16 protein-coding genes are annotated in these 14,601 nt (G+C 72.2%); 8 read left to right on the top strand and 8 right to left on the bottom strand.

The features are described 5' to 3' along the window. Positions 1–163 precede the first annotated feature (163 nt). The 4 genes from ACWDNY_RS29335 to ACWDNY_RS29320 all read right to left on the bottom strand — a co-directional run bounded on the left by ACWDNY_RS29335 (position 164) and on the right by ACWDNY_RS29320 (position 1,742). Entirely contained in the window at positions 164–292 is a 129-nt protein-coding gene (locus ACWDNY_RS29335) for a hypothetical protein (RefSeq protein WP_451648836.1), read from the bottom strand. After that, complete coding sequence (locus ACWDNY_RS29330) at positions 289–537, bottom strand: hypothetical protein (protein ID WP_451648835.1); 249 nt, start codon at positions 535–537, stop codon at positions 289–291. The genes ACWDNY_RS29335 and ACWDNY_RS29330 overlap by 4 nt, the downstream gene beginning before the upstream one ends. A gap of 42 nt (positions 538–579) precedes the next feature. After that, positions 580–1,101, bottom strand: coding sequence for a sigma factor-like helix-turn-helix DNA-binding protein (locus ACWDNY_RS29325; RefSeq protein ID WP_451648834.1), 522 nt, complete (start codon positions 1,099–1,101; stop codon positions 580–582). A gap of 134 nt (positions 1,102–1,235) precedes the next feature. Continuing rightward, positions 1,236–1,742: a MarR family winged helix-turn-helix transcriptional regulator gene (locus tag ACWDNY_RS29320; protein ID WP_451648838.1), complete on the bottom strand. Its 507-nt coding sequence runs from the start codon at positions 1,740–1,742 to the stop codon at positions 1,236–1,238. Positions 1,743–1,902: 160 nt separating this feature from the next. Here ACWDNY_RS29320 and ilvA point away from each other — a divergent pair, with 160 nt between their 5' ends. The 3 genes from ilvA to ACWDNY_RS29305 all read left to right on the top strand — a co-directional run bounded on the left by ilvA (position 1,903) and on the right by ACWDNY_RS29305 (position 5,304). Continuing rightward, positions 1,903–3,132: a threonine ammonia-lyase gene (gene ilvA, locus ACWDNY_RS29315; protein WP_451648833.1), complete on the top strand. Its 1,230-nt coding sequence runs from the start codon at positions 1,903–1,905 to the stop codon at positions 3,130–3,132. A 280-nt stretch (positions 3,133–3,412) separates the two neighbouring features. After that, positions 3,413–4,450: an ATP-binding cassette domain-containing protein gene (locus ACWDNY_RS29310; protein WP_451648832.1), complete on the top strand. Its 1,038-nt coding sequence runs from the start codon at positions 3,413–3,415 to the stop codon at positions 4,448–4,450. Continuing rightward, complete coding sequence (locus tag ACWDNY_RS29305; protein ID WP_451648831.1) at positions 4,447–5,304, top strand: ABC transporter permease; 858 nt, start codon at positions 4,447–4,449, stop codon at positions 5,302–5,304. The genes ACWDNY_RS29310 and ACWDNY_RS29305 overlap by 4 nt, the downstream gene beginning before the upstream one ends. Positions 5,305–5,454: 150 nt before the next feature. On the opposite strand, the gene greA is transcribed toward ACWDNY_RS29305, so the two are convergent. Together greA and ACWDNY_RS29295 are read right to left on the bottom strand one after the other, a co-directional pair. Continuing rightward, positions 5,455–5,952, bottom strand: coding sequence for a transcription elongation factor GreA (gene greA, locus ACWDNY_RS29300; protein WP_451648830.1), 498 nt, complete (start codon positions 5,950–5,952; stop codon positions 5,455–5,457). A gap of 175 nt (positions 5,953–6,127) precedes the next feature. Further along, positions 6,128–6,526, bottom strand: a complete 399-nt coding sequence (locus ACWDNY_RS29295; protein ID WP_451648829.1) for a DUF4307 domain-containing protein — start codon at positions 6,524–6,526, stop codon at positions 6,128–6,130. 221 nt (positions 6,527–6,747) lie between these two features. Here ACWDNY_RS29295 and mca point away from each other — a divergent pair, with 221 nt between their 5' ends. The 3 genes from mca to ACWDNY_RS29280 all read left to right on the top strand — a co-directional run bounded on the left by mca (position 6,748) and on the right by ACWDNY_RS29280 (position 10,084). Continuing rightward, a complete protein-coding gene (gene mca / locus ACWDNY_RS29290) occupies positions 6,748–7,605 on the top strand; it encodes a mycothiol conjugate amidase Mca (RefSeq protein WP_451648837.1) in 858 nt (285 codons plus the stop codon). 6 nt (positions 7,606–7,611) lie between these two features. Then, the gene (locus tag ACWDNY_RS29285) at positions 7,612–7,857 is read left to right on the top strand and encodes a hypothetical protein (protein ID WP_451648828.1); all 246 of its coding nucleotides are present in this window, start codon (positions 7,612–7,614) and stop codon (positions 7,855–7,857) included. Positions 7,858–8,053: 196 nt separating this feature from the next. Then, the gene (locus ACWDNY_RS29280) at positions 8,054–10,084 is read left to right on the top strand and encodes a thioredoxin domain-containing protein (RefSeq protein ID WP_451648827.1); all 2,031 of its coding nucleotides are present in this window, start codon (positions 8,054–8,056) and stop codon (positions 10,082–10,084) included. Between the two features lie 70 nt (positions 10,085–10,154). Here ACWDNY_RS29280 and ACWDNY_RS29275 read toward each other — a convergent pair whose 3' ends face one another. Further along, the gene (locus ACWDNY_RS29275) at positions 10,155–10,904 is read right to left on the bottom strand and encodes a Mut7-C RNAse domain-containing protein (protein ID WP_451648826.1); all 750 of its coding nucleotides are present in this window, start codon (positions 10,902–10,904) and stop codon (positions 10,155–10,157) included. Between the two features lie 190 nt (positions 10,905–11,094). Then, a complete protein-coding gene (trhA, locus tag ACWDNY_RS29270; RefSeq protein WP_451648825.1) occupies positions 11,095–11,808 on the bottom strand; it encodes a PAQR family membrane homeostasis protein TrhA in 714 nt (237 codons plus the stop codon). A gap of 279 nt (positions 11,809–12,087) precedes the next feature. Here trhA and ACWDNY_RS29265 point away from each other — a divergent pair, with 279 nt between their 5' ends. Next, entirely contained in the window at positions 12,088–13,920 is a 1,833-nt protein-coding gene (locus ACWDNY_RS29265; protein ID WP_451648824.1) for a phosphoenolpyruvate carboxykinase (GTP), read from the top strand. A gap of 353 nt (positions 13,921–14,273) precedes the next feature. Beyond that, entirely contained in the window at positions 14,274–14,450 is a 177-nt protein-coding gene (locus ACWDNY_RS29260) for a hypothetical protein (RefSeq protein ID WP_451648823.1), read from the top strand. The last annotated feature ends 151 nt before the right edge of the window (positions 14,451–14,601 follow it).

Here is a 14,601-nt window from a genome sequence, read left to right as displayed (position 1 = left end):
GCCGGAAGCCCGAGTACATCCAGTACGAGGGCGTCCGGCCGGCACGCCGAGAGCACGCACCGGACGCCACTCCTTGACGGGCAAACGTTGCCTGCTGCGGCACTAGGACGCGCGCTCCCGTCGGCCCGTCCCCCCGGGCCGGGCCGACGCGGGTGCGGGCCGGTCACGCCCGGACGGTGGCGACACCGGCACCCCCCTCGGCATCGACAGCGAGGGCGACGACGGCGACGGCGACGCTGATGGCGACCGCTTCGGGAGGACCGTCGGGCGGGTGACGGTCGTCGTCCGTCACCAGCCGCTCACCGGCGGAGTCGTCTGCGACGGGGGCTCCGCCCACGGGCGCGCCGTGAGCGCCCACACGGCGAAGGCCACGGAGGCGGCGAGCAGCAGCAGCCCCGTCACCCGGAGCGCGAGCGCCCGGCGGCGCAGCATGCGGCCGCCACGCCGTACGGCCTCCGCGCACAGATCCGGCGGTACCGGTGGTGAGGCCTGCTCCAGCATCCGCCGCACCGCCGTCTCACGTTCCACCCGGTTCACACCGGCCACCCCCTTCGGCCGCCGGCTCCCGCCCGGCCGCCCTCACGGACCCACCGCACGGCCGGTTCCGCCGGCGCCCGGCTCCGACAGCGGTGCCGGACGGGCGTGGGGGCCGTGGGTGAGGGTGACGGTCGCGCGTTCGCAGAGGGCGCGGACCCGGTCCGCGGGCAGACCGAGCAGTGCCGCCGCCTGCTCCTCGGCGACCCCTTCGTACAGTCTGAGGACGAGGATCAGCCGCTCCTGCGAGCTCAGGGCGGCCAGCACGCCGACGGGCCCCGGGCGGGAGCGGCCGGGGCCGCCGTGCCGGTGCCACGCCTCGCGCCAGAAGCGGGTGGCCAGGCAGTGGCGGGCGTGGTCGTAGGGGTCCTCGCCGCGCAGCCGGTCCCAGTCGGCATACGTGCGCGCGAGGGCCAGCGTCAGCAGGCGCCGAGCCCGCGGGTTGGCGTCCGGGGCCTCCGCGGTGAGCAGCGTGGCGGCGTGCAGCATTCGGCCCGCCGCTCCGGCGACGAACGCCGCGAACTCACCGTCCCGGCGAGCCTCGTGGGACGCCTGCCGTTCTCGCACCGTGCCTCCCCGCCGAAGGCCGCCCTCCCGAAAGGGGACTCCGCGCGCGTGCGGACTGCGCGGCCGCGTACGACGGGGACCCGGTCTCATCTGAGGCCAGGCGGGGTCCCCGGGTCAAGAGCCGCGACAGCGGGTCAGGATGCCGGGCGGGTCTCCGTACCCGGCGTTCCCTGGGCCGTCTGGCGGGCGGAGAGGGCCCGGTTGAAGCGCGTCAGCAGGGCGCAGAAGGTCTCGCGGTCCTCGGGCGTCCAGTCGTGGGTCAGCTCGGCCATCAGCCGGCGCCGGGACGACCGCACCTCCTCCAGCCGCGCCAGCCCGCGCGGGGACAGCTGGAGGACGACCGCCCGCCCGTCCTCCGGGTGCGAGGTGCGCTTGACCAGCCCGGTGTCGACGAGGGGTGCCACCTGCCGGGTGACGGTGGAGGAGTCGATGCCCATGCTGGCCGCGAGCGCCTTGACGCCCATCGGGCCCTCGGTGTCGAGGCGGTTGAGCAGCAGGTAGGCGGCGCGGTCCATGGAGTTGCGCACCTGCCCGACTCCGCCGAGCCGGGTCTGTTCGGCACGTCGGGCGAACAGCGCCACCTCGTGCTGCAGCGTGTCGAGAAGACCGGGATCACCGGCGGTCGTCATGTCCATCGACATTTCAGGTGTGGGCATGGCCGGGGGCTCACTTCATGAAGGGGTGCTGGGTTGGTGGACAGGTTACGCGGCCGGGCGGCGGGGCGTACCGGCGCTGCGAGAACCCGTACCGCCGGTTCGTCACACCGCCGTTCCGCGCCGGGGAACTGCGAGACTGGGCCTCATGAACCACCGCACGGCCGACAGCCTGCCGCCGGTCACCCTCGACGACGTCCGCGGCGCCCAGAAGATGCTCTCGGGTGTCGCCCGGGTGACCGCGATGGAGGGCAGCAGGCACCTGTCCCGGCTCGTGGGCGCGCCGGTGCAGCTCAAGTGCGAGAACCTGCAGCGTACGGGGTCGTTCAAGCTGCGCGGCGCCTACGTGCGCATCGCCGGGCTGCTGCCCGAGGAGCGTGCCGCCGGGGTGGTCGCCGCGAGCGCCGGGAACCACGCGCAGGGCGTCGCCCTGGCGTCGTCGCTGCTCGGGGTGCACGCCACGGTCTTCATGCCGAGGAGCGCGCCGCTGCCCAAGATCAGCGCCACCCGTGAGTACGGGGCCGAGGTGCGCCTGCACGGCCAGGTGGTCGACGAGACGCTGGCCGCGGCCCAGGAGTACGCGGCGGCGACGGGCGCGGTGTTCATCCACCCGTTCGACCACCCCGACGTCATCGCGGGCCAGGGGGTGGTCGGGCTGGAGATCCTGGAGCAGTGCCCGGAGGTGCGGACGGTCGTCGTCGGCATGGGCGGCGGCGGGCTCGCCGCCGGTGTCGCCGTGGCGGTGAAGGGGCTGCGGCCGGACGTGCGGATCGTCGGGGTGCAGGCGACGGGCTCAGCGGCGTACCCGCCCTCGCTGGAGGCCGGGCGCCCGGTGGCCATCGAGCATCCGGTGACGATGGCCGACGGCATCAGGGTCGGACGACCGGGCGTCGTGCCCTTCGGGATCGTCCGTGACCTGGTGGACGAGGTGCGCACGGTCAGTGAGGACGCGCTGTCCGCCGCGCTGCTGCTGTGCCTGGAGCGGGCCAAGCTGGTGGTGGAGCCGGCCGGGGCCAGCCCGGTGGCGGCGCTGCTGAGCGACCCGCACGCCTTCGAGGGGCCGGTGGTGGCGGTGCTGTCCGGCGGCAACGTCGATCCGGTGCTGCTGCAGCGCGTCCTGCGCCACGGCATGGCCGCGCAGGGCCGCTACCTGGCCGTCCGGCTGCGTCTGACGGACCGGCCCGGCGCGCTCGCGACGCTTCTCGGGGTGTTGTCAGTGGCCGACGCTAACGTCCTCGACGTGAGCCATGTGCGGACCGATCCACGGCTCGGGCTCACGGAGGCGGAGGTGGAGCTGCACCTGGAGACGAAGGGTCCGGCGCACTGCGCCGAGCTCGACCAGGCACTGCGCGACGCCGGCTACACGGTCATCGACTGAGCCCACCGGGGTCGTGCGGGCCCGACGGGCAGAGGGCGAGGCGCACTCCTACCGGGAGTGCTGCGCGCCGTCGTGCCCGGCCCGATTCGGGTGCGCCTGACGGCCCGTCGGCCACGGTGTGCCTGGCGGCACCCCCTTCGCCACTCGTTCGGGAAAGGTCGTCGACAGACGCGATACATCGCGTTACTGTGTGGCGCGCACCACCCTCCAGGTGTGTAGTACGTGCGAACGCAAGCTTTTCCAACCGAATTTCCGACCGATCTACGACGGGGAGACTCACATGCCAGGCGCCATCCATGCCGAAGGCCTGGTGAAGACCTTCGGTGACGTAAGGGCTCTGGACGGCGTCGACCTCGACGTCCCCGAGGGCACGGTGCTGGGACTGCTCGGGCCGAACGGCGCGGGCAAGACGACCGCCGTCCGCTGCCTGACGACCCTGCTGCGCCCCGACAGCGGCCGGGCCGTCGTCGCGGGACTCGACGTGGTGGCCCAGCCCAACGAGGTGCGGCGTTCGATCGGGCTGTCCGGCCAGTTCGCCGCGGTCGACGAGTACCTGACCGGCCGCGAGAACCTCCAGATGGTGGGGCAGCTGTACCAGATGCGGGCCAGGGCGGCGAAGGCCCGGGCCGGGGAGCTGCTCGAGCAGTTCAACCTGGCGGACGCCGCCGACCGGCCCGCGAAGACGTACTCCGGCGGTATGCGCCGCCGGCTGGACCTCGCGGCCGCGCTCGTGGTCTCCCCGCCCGTGATGTTCATGGACGAGCCGACGACCGGGCTCGACCCGCGCAACCGCCAGCAGCTGTGGGAGGTCATCAAGCAGCTGGTCTCGGGCGGTACGACGCTGCTGCTGACCACGCAGTACCTCGAGGAGGCCGACCACCTGGCGCACGACATCGCGGTCGTCGACCACGGCCGGGTCATCGCCCGCGGCACGTCCGACGAGCTCAAGGCCCGCACGGGCGGGGAGCGCGTGGAGGTCGTGGTGCACGAGCGTGCGCACACGGGCACCGCGGCCGAGGTGCTGCGCGGCTTCGGCAAGGGCGACGTCACCACCGAGGAGCACACCCGCCGCCTCACGGTGCCCGTCACCGGTGGCGCGAAGCTGCTGGCCGAGGTCATCCGCGAGCTGGACGCCCGCGGCATCGAGATCGACGACATCGGCCTGCGCCGCCCCACCCTCGACGACGTGTTCCTGTCCCTGACCGGTCACGTCGCCGAATCGAAGGACGCCTTCGACGCCATCGACGACATCGACGACAACCACGACGGCGGTACGGACACCAGGGACCGCCGGCGCAAGAAGGAGACCGCCCAGTGACCGCCCTCACCGACACCGCGCGCACCGCGACGCCCGGCAACGCCGTCAGCCAGTCCGTCCGTGACTCGCTGGTCGTGGCCAAGCGCAACCTGATCCGGATGTCGCGGATCCCCGAGATGGTCATCTTCGGGCTCATCCAGCCGATCATGTTCGTGGTGCTGTTCTCGTACGTCTTCGGCGGTTCGATGCGCATCGGCAACACCACCGACCCCGAGGCCTACAAGAACTTCCTCATGGCGGGCATCTTCGCGCAGACGGTCACGTTCGCCACCGCCGGCGCCGGGGCGGGCATCGCCGACGACATGCACAAGGGGCTGATCGACCGCTTCCGCTCGCTGCCCATGGCGCGGGGCGCCGTGCTGACCGGCCGCACCTTCGCCGACCTGGTGCAGACGGCGCTGACCCTGCTCGTCCTCGCCGTGGTCGCCGTGCTGGTCGGCTGGCGCGTCGGGTCGAACGGCGACACCAACGTCGGCAAGGTGCTCGGCGCCTTCGGCCTGCTGCTCCTCCTCGGCTACGCCTTCACCTGGATCGGTGCCCTGATCGGCCTGTCGGTCCGCACGCCCGAGGCGGCCACCTCGGGCGGACTGATCTGGCTCTTCCCGGTCACGTTCATCTCGAACGCCTTCGTGGATTCCAGCAACATGACCCCCTGGCTGCGGCACATCGCCGAGTGGAACCCGTTCAGCGCCACGGTGCAGGCCTGCCGGGTGCTGTTCGCCAACCCGGGCCAGTCGCAGTCGGACGCCTGGCCCATGCAGCACCCGGTCTGGGCCTCGCTGATCTACTCGGCGGCGATCATCGTCGTCTTCCGCACCCTGGCCGTACGGAAGTACCGCTCGGCCGGCGTCTGAGCGGAAGTGCGGCGGGGCCGGCCCGCGCGGCCGTGTCGCCCGCCCGGACGTCCGGTCCGGGCATGACGGAGCCCCCGGCGGGACATGCGCGCCGGGGGCTCGTCGAAGGGCGAAGGTGCCGAGCGGAGCCGGTCCGTTGACGGGCCGGGCTCAGCCCGTGTAGGGCTCCGCCTTCAGGATCCTGACGCAGGCCTTCTTGCCGTTGGGCAGCTCGTACTCCGCGTCCTCGCCGACCTTGTGGCCGATCACGCCCGCGCCGAGCGGGGACTGCGGCGAGTAGGTCTCGATCTCGGCGCTCGCGTACTCGCGCGAGGCGAGCAGGAAGGTCAGGGTGTCGTCCTCGTCGCCGTCGAAGGCGATCGTCACGACCATGCCGGGCGCGACGGCACCGTCCGCGGCCGGCGGCTCGCCGACCTTGGCGTTCTCCAGGAGCTGGGTGAGCTGGCGCACGCGGAGCTCCTGCTTGCCCTGCTCCTCCTTGGCCGCGTGGTACCCGCCGTTCTCGCGCAGGTCGCCCTCCTCGCGCGCGGCCGCGATCTTGGCGGCGATCTCCGTGCGCGCAGGACCAGTAAGGTACTCAAGCTCGTCCTTGAGCTTGTTGTACGCCTCCTGGGTCAGCCAGGTGACGTTCTCGCTGGTCTGGGTCACAGGTGCTCCTCGTCGGTACTGGGAATACAAAGCATCGCCCTACCCAGAAGAATGTTCACTCATGGATGGGCGAAACCACGAGCCTAACAATTCACGGCCCGAAGGGGGAGGACATAAGCCCACAGATTGCCGTCAACGCACTTCGGCGGCTACGTATTCCGGCTGACGCGAGACCTCAGCCGGCGTGGCAGCCGAGCAGTTCGGCCGTGGTGCCCCGCGCCGTCGTACGCAGCGTGACGACCTTGTCGATCCGTGTGGCGTGCTCGTCGAAGCGGAAGTCCGCGCGCCCCACCTCCAAGCGGTGCTCGTCCTGCGAGCGCAGGGTGCAGTACCCGCGCGTGCCGGCGTCCTTGCGGACCTCCAGATGGACCCTGACCGCGTGGTCGGAGGCCTCGAAGGTGATCACCTGACCGCTGATCCTGCTCCCGCCGACGTAGTCGTAGGCGAAGTAGCCGATCAGTGCGATGAGGATCGCGCCGAGAACGGCACCGACGATCTTGAGCGTGTGGTCGGCGCGCCCGTCCGGGGAGCGGCCGTAGCGGCCCTCGGGCAGCCGGGTGCTCGCCGTGCTCATGATCTTCCTCTCGGCAGGGGCGGGACGGCGGTCCCGCGGGGGCGCCCGGAGGGACACCCCGGAATTATTCGCCCCACGATTCGGTCACTATAGAAGCCCCCGCACCGCAGCCCGACCGCCACCCCGGAAGACGTTCCGGCGGGACGGCCCCTGTTGACTGCGCGCCGACACCGGGCGCCGACTTACCTGAGGACTGAGCCTTGACTGACCAGCTGCGACTGATGGCCGTGCACGCGCACCCCGACGACGAGTCGAGCAAGGGCGCGGCCACCATGGCGAAGTACGTGTCCGAAGGGGTGGAGGTGCTGGTGGTGACCTGCACGGGCGGAGAGCGCGGCTCCATCCTCAACCCCAAGCTCCAGGGCGACAAGTACGTCGAGGAGCACATCCACGAGGTGCGCAAGAAGGAGATGGACGAGGCCCGGGAGATCCTCGGCGTCCGGCAGGAGTGGCTCGGCTTCGTCGACTCCGGCCTGCCCGAGGGCGATCCGCTGCCGCCGCTGCCGGAGGGCTGCTTCGCCCTGGAGGACGTCGACAAGGCGGCCGGCGAGCTGGTGAAGCAGATCCGCTCCTTCCGCCCGCAGGTGATCACCACCTACGACGAGAACGGCGGCTACCCGCACCCCGACCACATCATGACCCACAAGATCTCCATGGTGGCGTTCGAGGGCGCGGCGGACCCCGAGAAGTACCCCGAGGACGAGTTCGGTCCCGCGTACCGGCCGCTGAAGCTGTACTACAACCAGGGCTTCAACCGCCCCCGCACCGAGGCGCTGCACCAGGCCATGCTGGACCGCGGTCTGGAGTCCCCCTACGGCGAGTGGCTCAAGCGCTGGGAGGAGTCCGGCCACAGGGAGCGCACGCTCACCACGCACGTCCCCTGCGCGGACTTCTTCGAGATCCGCGACAAGGCGCTGATCGCGCACGCCACGCAGATCGACCCCGACGGCGGCTGGTTCCGGGTGCCGATGGAGGTGCAGAAGGAGGTCTGGCCGACGGAGGAGTACGAGCTCGCGAAGTCCCTCGTCGACACCTCGCTCCCCGAGGACGACCTCTTTGCGGGCATCCGGCGGAGCTGAGGGACAATGCCTGACATGAGCGCAAGCGCGAGCCTGGCAATGACGCATCTGGTCCACCTCGCCGAGGTCGACCAGAACAAGGTCTCCCCCGGCATCCTCGGCTTCATCGTCTTCGCGGCGATGGGCCTCGCCGTGTGGGGTCTGATGAAGTCCATGAGCCGCCACATGGGCAAGGTCGACTTCAAGGAGGCCGCGGATCCGAAGGCGGAGTCCGCGGCCGCTCCGGCGGACTCCCGGCCCCGCCGGAGCTGACCACGGGGCGGCGCCGGGGACCGTCGTCGGCGGCTCCCCGGAACCGTCGTCCCCGCACCCGGCCGCGCCCCGCGTCCGCCCGCGCCCGGGTCGCGGCCGCGCCCCGCGTCCGCCCGCGCCCGGGTCGCGGCCACGGGCCGGGCCGGGCGAGGTCACGTTCCGCACCCGCCCGGGGCACGTGAGGCAGGATGGGGTCATGCCGAACCGACTGGCTCACGAGACGTCCCCGTACCTGCTCCAGCACGCCGACAACCCGGTGGACTGGTGGCCCTGGTCGGGCGCGGCCTTCGAGGAGGCGCGGCGGCGTGACGTGCCCGTGCTGCTGAGCATCGGGTACAGCAGCTGCCACTGGTGCCATGTGATGGCCCACGAGTCCTTCGAGGACCGCGCCACCGCAGACTTCCTGAACGAGCACTTCGTCAGCGTCAAGGTCGACCGCGAGGAGCGTCCCGACGTCGACGCCGTCTACATGGAGGCCGTGCAGGCGGCCACGGGGCAGGGCGGCTGGCCCATGACCGTGTTCCTCACCCCCGACGCCGAGCCCTTCTACTTCGGCACGTACTTCCCGCCGGCGCCCCGCCACGGCATGCCCTCCTTCCGGCAGGTCCTGGGAGGCGTCCAGCAGGCCTGGGACACCCGGCGCGAGGAGGTCACCGACGTCGCCACGAAGATCGTGCGGGAGCTCGCCGGCCGCGAGCTCGCCTTCGGCGGCACACGGGTGCCCGGCCAGGAGGAACTCGCGCAGGCCCTGCTCGGCCTGACCCGGGAGTACGACCCGCAGCGCGGCGGTTTCGGTGGCGCGCCGAAGTTCCCGCCGTCCATGGTGATCGAGTTCCTGCTGCGCCACCACGCCCGCACCGGCTCCGAGGGCGCCCTGCAGATGGCACAGGACACGTGCGAGCGCATGGCGCGCGGCGGGCTGTACGACCAGCTCGGCGGCGGCTTCGCCCGCTACTCGGTGGACCGCGACTGGGTCGTGCCGCACTTCGAGAAGATGCTCTACGACAACGCGCTGCTGTGCCGGGTCTACACCCACCTGTGGCGCGCCACCGGCTCGACGGCGGCCCGCCGGGTCGCACTGGAGACGGCCGACTTCATGGTCCGCGAACTGGGCACCCCCGAGGGCGGGTTCGCCTCCGCGCTGGACGCGGACAGCGACGACGGGACCGGCCGGCACGTGGAGGGCGCCTTCTACGTGTGGACGCCCGCGCAACTGCGCGATGTCCTCGGGGACGAGGACGCCGACCTCGCCGCCCGGTACTTCGGCGTCACCGAGGAGGGCACCTTCGAGCACGGGGCCTCCGTCCTGCAGCTTCCGCAGCAGGAGGGGGTGTTCGACGCCCAGCGGGTGGCCTCCGTCAGGAACCGGCTGCTGGAGGCGCGCGGCCGGCGGCCCGCTCCCGGCCGCGACGACAAGGTGGTGGCCGCCTGGAACGGCCTCGCGGTCGCCGCCCTCGCCGAGACCGGCGCCTGCTTCGACCGTCCCGACCTGGTCGACGCGGCGGCCGGCGCCGCCGACCTGCTCGTACGGCTGCACCTGGACGACCACGCGCGGCTCGTCCGCACCAGCAGGGACGGCCGGGCCGGCACGAACGCGGGCGTGCTGGAGGACTACGCCGACGTCGCCGAGGGCTTCCTCGCCCTCGCCTCCGTCACCGGGGAGGGCGTCTGGCTGGAGTTCGCGGGGCTGCTCCTCGACCACGTCCTCACCCTGTTCACCGACGACTCCGGCACCCTGTACGACACCGCGTCCGACGCCGAGCGGCTGATCCGCCGGCCCCAGGACCCCACCGACAACGCCACGCCGTCGGGGTGGACGGCCGCCGCGGGTGCCCTGCTCGGCTATGCGGCGCACACCGGCTCCGAACGCCACCGCACCGCCGCCGAGCGGGCGTTGGGCGTCGTGCAGGCGCTCGCTCCGCGTGTCCCGCGTTTCATCGGCTGGGGTCTCGCGGTCGCCGAGGCCCTGCTGGACGGGCCGCGCGAGGTGGCGGTCGTCGGCCCCGCGCTCGACGACGAGGCGACGAGGACGCTGCGCCGGACGGCGCTTCTGGGCACCGCCCCGGGGGCCGTCGTCGCCTGGGGCACGCCGGGCGACGGAGAGTTCCCGCTCCTGGCCGGCCGTCCCCTGGTGGACGGCGCGGCGACCGCGTACGTGTGCCGCGGCTTCACCTGCGACGCGCCGACGACGGACCCGGACCGGCTGCGCACGGCGCTGGGCGGCTGAGCGCGGCCGCCCGGTGGGACGTCCCACGGTGCGCGTCCGGGTCGGGCGCACACCGCGCGCGGGACGTCCGTCAGCCCGGCGTCCGGGTGGACGGCGGGCCCGGATACTCGGCGAGCGCGCGCTCCACGATGGCCTTCAGGCGGTCGTGGTGGGCGCCCTTCCAGTACGCGCGGCCGCAGTCGCGGCACTGGGCGAAGACGTCGTAGGTGCGGTGGGTGCCGTGTTCGAGCTGGTGGGCGACCTCGTCCTTGGTGGCCTCCCGCAGCAGGCCGTTGCACGCGGTGCAGCGGGTCCAGGGGCGCAGCCGGGGGTGGAAGCGGCCGAGGACGTCCTGCAGCTGGTCCTCGGGGCGGGTGCTGTAGACGAAGGCGCCCGCCCACAGCTCGCGGCGGCGCAGCAGGCCCCGGTCGCGGCTGAGCATGACCCGCTTCTCGGCCGCCGAGCGGGCGGCGAGCGCCGGGTCGCCGATGTCCGCCGACTCGTACGCCGTGTCGACGCCCAGCAGGCGCAGCCGGCGGGCGAGGGTGCCGAGGTGGACGTCGAGCAGGAAGCGCAGGGGGGCGCCGGGGACGTGCTGAGGACGCTCGACGGCGCGTACCTGCACCGTCTCGGCGGCCTTCGGCACGTGCGACACCGGCACCTCGCGGCCGTCCACGAGCAGCGAGCCGACCTCCGTCAGCGGTACGCCGAGGGACTCGACGACGTGCCCTAGCGTCGAGACGCCGTCGGTGGCCACGGGGGTGGCGCCCCCTCGCCGGGCATGGGGCACGAACACGTGCAGGCCGGGCGCGAACTCCACGTGGATCTCCGGACCGTTCACCCGGCCAGGATGGCACGGAAAGCGCGCCGGCAGCCCGGGAGTTCCCGGTGACCCGCCCGCGCTCCGGGGCGCCGGCCGGTGCGCGGCCCCCGTGCGGCGTTCGGCGGGCGGGGGAGGCCGCGGAGGGGATGCGCGGCGGCCACGGTCCCGAAGGAGCCGTGGCCGCGGGTGGGGAGCCGCCGGACAGCCCCTACGTGTGCCGGTAGGCCACCAGTGAGATGCAGATGTAGTGGGCGACGAAGGCGGCCAGGGTGAAGGCGTGGAAGACCTCGTGGAAGCCGAACCAGCGCGGTGACGGGTTGGGCCGCTTGATGCCGTAGACCACGCCGCCCGCGCTGTAGAGGACGCCCCCGGTGATCACCAGGGCGAGCACGGCGATGCCGCCGTTCTGCGCGAAGTCGGGCAGGTAGAAGACGGCCGCCCAGCCCATCGCGATGTAGCACGGGGTGTACAGCCAGCGCGGCGCGCCCACCCAGAAGACGCGGAAGGCGATGCCGGCGGCGGCCGCGGCCCAGATGCCCCACAGCAGCCAGCGTCCCTTGGAGTCGGGCAGGAGCAGCAGGGTCAGCGGTGTGTACGTGCCCGCGATGATCAGGAAGATGTTGGCGTGGTCGAGCCGGCGGAGCAGGCCGTCCATGCGGGGGCTCCAGTCGCCCCGGTGGTACAGCGCGCTGACGCCGAAGAGCAGGCAGGCGGTGAGTGCGTAGATCCCGCAGGCCAGACGGCCGCGGGGGGAGTCGGCCAGCGCGGTGAGGGCCAGCCCGGCGATGAGTACGGCCGGAAACATGCCGAGGTGGAGCCAGCCGCGCAGCCTGGGCTTGACCGGATGCGGCAGGGAGAGCGGCACGGGGCCGCGGCCGGCGGCCGGCGTGTCCATAGGCTCGTCGGAAGCGGACGCAGTCATGGGCCGCATCGTACCTACGCCCCCGTAAGTCACCCGTCAGGGGCACCGCTCAACAGGGGCAACGCAAAAAGTTCTTCAGTCCTGCCCAAGGCGCGCGCAAAGAAACACGGAAACCGTGGCGTTCCTCACTGTGCTCACCTGTGATGCGCTCTGGACAGATGGGCGGTAACGTCGGATGATCAAATGAGTGCGGTCGGCACCGGATGAGCGGCTACGAAGCATCCGGGTCGCGGCCCCCACGGGGCGACAAGGACAAAAATCCCTCATTTAGGAGCAATCGTGGCGCGCGACATCGCGGCTCCCCCCGTCATCCCGACCAACCACCAGGAACTGATCTCGTGGGTCGGTGAGATCGCCGAACTGACGCAGCCGGACAGCGTGGTCTGGTGTGACGGATCCGAGGCCGAGTACGAGCGACTGTGCGAGGAGCTCGTCCAGAAGGGCACCTTCCGGAGGCTCGACCCGATCAAGCGCCCCCACTCCTACTACGCGGCCTCCGACCCGACGGACGTCGCCCGCGTCGAGGACCGGACCTTCATCTGCTCCGAGAAGGAGGAGGACGCCGGTCCGACCAACCACTGGAAGGCGCCCGCGGAGATGCGGGAGGTCTTCCAGGGCTCCGGCGGAAAGGGCGGTATCTTCCGCGGTTCCATGAGGGGCCGCACGATGTACGTCGTTCCGTTCTGCATGGGCCCGCTCGGGTCGCCGCTGTCCGCGATCGGCGTGGAGATCACCGACTCCGCCTACGTCGCCGTGTCCATGCGCACGATGACCCGCATGGGCCGGCCGGTCCTGGACGAGCTGGGCGACAGCGGCTTCTTCGTCAAGGCCGTCCACACCCTGGGCGCCCCGCTGGAGCCGGGCCAGGAGGACGTGCCCTGGCCGTGCAACTCCACCAAGTACATCTCGCACTTCCCCGAGAGCCGTGAGATCTGGTCCTACGGATCCGGCTACGGCGGCAACGCCCTGCTCGGCAAGAAGTGCTACGCCCTGCGCATCGCCTCCGTCATGGCGCGCGACGAGGGCTGGCTGGCCGAGCACATGCTCATCCTCAAGCTCACCCCGCCGCAGGGGGAGTCGAGGTACGTCGCCGCAGCCTTCCCGAGCGCGTGCGGCAAGACGAACCTCGCCATGCTGGAGCCGACCATCTCCGGCTGGACCGTCGAGACCATCGGCGACGACATCGCGTGGATGCGCTTCGGCGAGGACGGCCGCCTGTACGCGATCAACCCCGAGGCCGGCTTCTTCGGCGTCGCGCCCGGCACCGGCGAGCACACCAACGCCAACGCGATGAAGACGCTGTGGGGCAACGCGGTCTTCACCAACGTCGCCCTCACCGACGACAACGACGTGTGGTGGGAGGGCATGACCGAGGAACCGCCCGCCCATCTGACCGACTGGAAGGGCAATGACTGGACGCCCCAGTCGCAGACCCCTGCCGCGCACCCCAACGCCCGCTTCACCGTCCCGGCGGCGCAGTGCCCGATCATCGCGCCGGAGTGGGAGGACCCCAAGGGCGTGCCGATCTCGGCGATCCTCTTCGGCGGCCGCCGCGCCAGCGCGGTGCCGCTGGTGACGGAGTCCTTCGACTGGAACCACGGCGTCTTCCTCGGCGCGAACGTGGCCTCGGAGAAGACCGCCGCGGCCGAGGGCAAGGTCGGCGAGCTGCGCCGCGACCCGTTCGCCATGCTGCCGTTCTGCGGCTACAACATGGGCGACTACATGGCCCACTGGATCGAGGTGGCCCAGGACAAGGACCAGTCCAAGCTGCCGAAGATCTACTACGTGAACTGGTTCCGCAAGAACGACGAGGGCAAGTTCGTCTGGCCCGGCTTCGGCGAGAACAGCCGCGTGCTGAAGTGGATCGTGGACCGCCTGGCCGGCCGGGCCGAGGGCGTGGAGACCCCGATCGGCATCCTGCCGACCAAGCAGGCCCTGGACACGGACGGCCTGGAGCTGTCGGAGTCCGACCTGGACTTCCTGCTCACCGTCGACAAGGACGTCTGGCGCGAGGAGGCGGCGCTCATCCCCGAGCACCTCAACACCTTCGGCGACCACACGCCCAAGGAGCTGTGGGACCAGTACCGCGCGCTGGTCGAGCGCCTGGGCTGACACCCCGCCGACTCCGCGGCCGGCCCCGACTTGCCCTGACCTGCGACGTCGCTCGGGCCGGCCGCGGTGACCACCCGCAGGAGGCCGGGCACGCACCCCGTTGTGCGCGCCCGGCCTCTTCGGCGTGCATGCCCCCTCCCGTGCGGCCCGGCCCGGCGCCGGACGGGCCGGGGTGCCCGACGGCCCGGGTGCGTGCCAGGGGTGCCTGGTGTGCCTGGTCCGCCCGGCGGCCCGGTCCCGCGCCGGCTCGGCCGGGCGGGCCCGCGCTGCGCTCTCCGTCGTCCGTCCGTGCTGTGTGGCCCGGGCCGCTTCCGGGTACTCGGCCGGAGTCCATGTGAAGGAGTGATGAGCGCATGGCTGGAGACGGGAACTTCTACCGGCGGGACCGCCCCAAGCATCCGGATCTGGCGGAGGACCGCCCGCGCGGCGGCGGCCACGACGAGCCGGGCAGCCGCGGGGTCTGGCCGGTCTGGGCCGTGGTCCTCGGGATCCTCCTGCTGTTCGTGGTCCTGACAGTGCTCCTCGGTTGAGGCGCTGGGGGCCCGCGGCGACGTGACCGCCACGCATGGGCGGATCACCGGTGCCGAACGGGCCGGGGGCGCGGCCGGGGGCGGGGAACTGGTCCCGGCCGAAGTGGCCGGAGATCAGGCCGCGGGAGAGGACACCGTACGCCGTGATCGC

This window comes from Streptomyces sp. NPDC003697 (assembly GCF_053587115.1).
Note: the sequence above shows the minus strand (reverse complement) of the source record. Positions and strands in the feature narration are given on the sequence as shown.

What these genes read in the sequence shown, in the direction of transcription:
- ACWDNY_RS29260 (WP_451648823.1), top strand. Translation starts at nt 14,274, where the DNA reads ATGGCTGGAGACGGGAACTTCTACCGGCGGGACCGCCCCAAGCATCCG.
- trhA (WP_451648825.1), bottom strand. Translation starts at nt 11,808, where the DNA reads ATGACTGCGTCCGCTTCCGACGAGCCTATGGACACGCCGGCCGCCGGC.
- ACWDNY_RS29285 (WP_451648828.1), top strand. Translation starts at nt 7,612, where the DNA reads ATGCCTGACATGAGCGCAAGCGCGAGCCTGGCAATGACGCATCTGGTC.
- mca (WP_451648837.1), top strand. Translation starts at nt 6,748, where the DNA reads ATGGCCGTGCACGCGCACCCCGACGACGAGTCGAGCAAGGGCGCGGCC.
- ilvA (WP_451648833.1), top strand. Translation starts at nt 1,903, where the DNA reads ATGAACCACCGCACGGCCGACAGCCTGCCGCCGGTCACCCTCGACGAC.
- ACWDNY_RS29310 (WP_451648832.1), top strand. Translation starts at nt 3,413, where the DNA reads ATGCCAGGCGCCATCCATGCCGAAGGCCTGGTGAAGACCTTCGGTGAC.
- ACWDNY_RS29280 (WP_451648827.1), top strand. Translation starts at nt 8,054, where the DNA reads ATGCCGAACCGACTGGCTCACGAGACGTCCCCGTACCTGCTCCAGCAC.
- ACWDNY_RS29295 (WP_451648829.1), bottom strand. Translation starts at nt 6,526, where the DNA reads ATGAGCACGGCGAGCACCCGGCTGCCCGAGGGCCGCTACGGCCGCTCC.
- ACWDNY_RS29320 (WP_451648838.1), bottom strand. Translation starts at nt 1,742, where the DNA reads ATGTCGATGGACATGACGACCGCCGGTGATCCCGGTCTTCTCGACACG.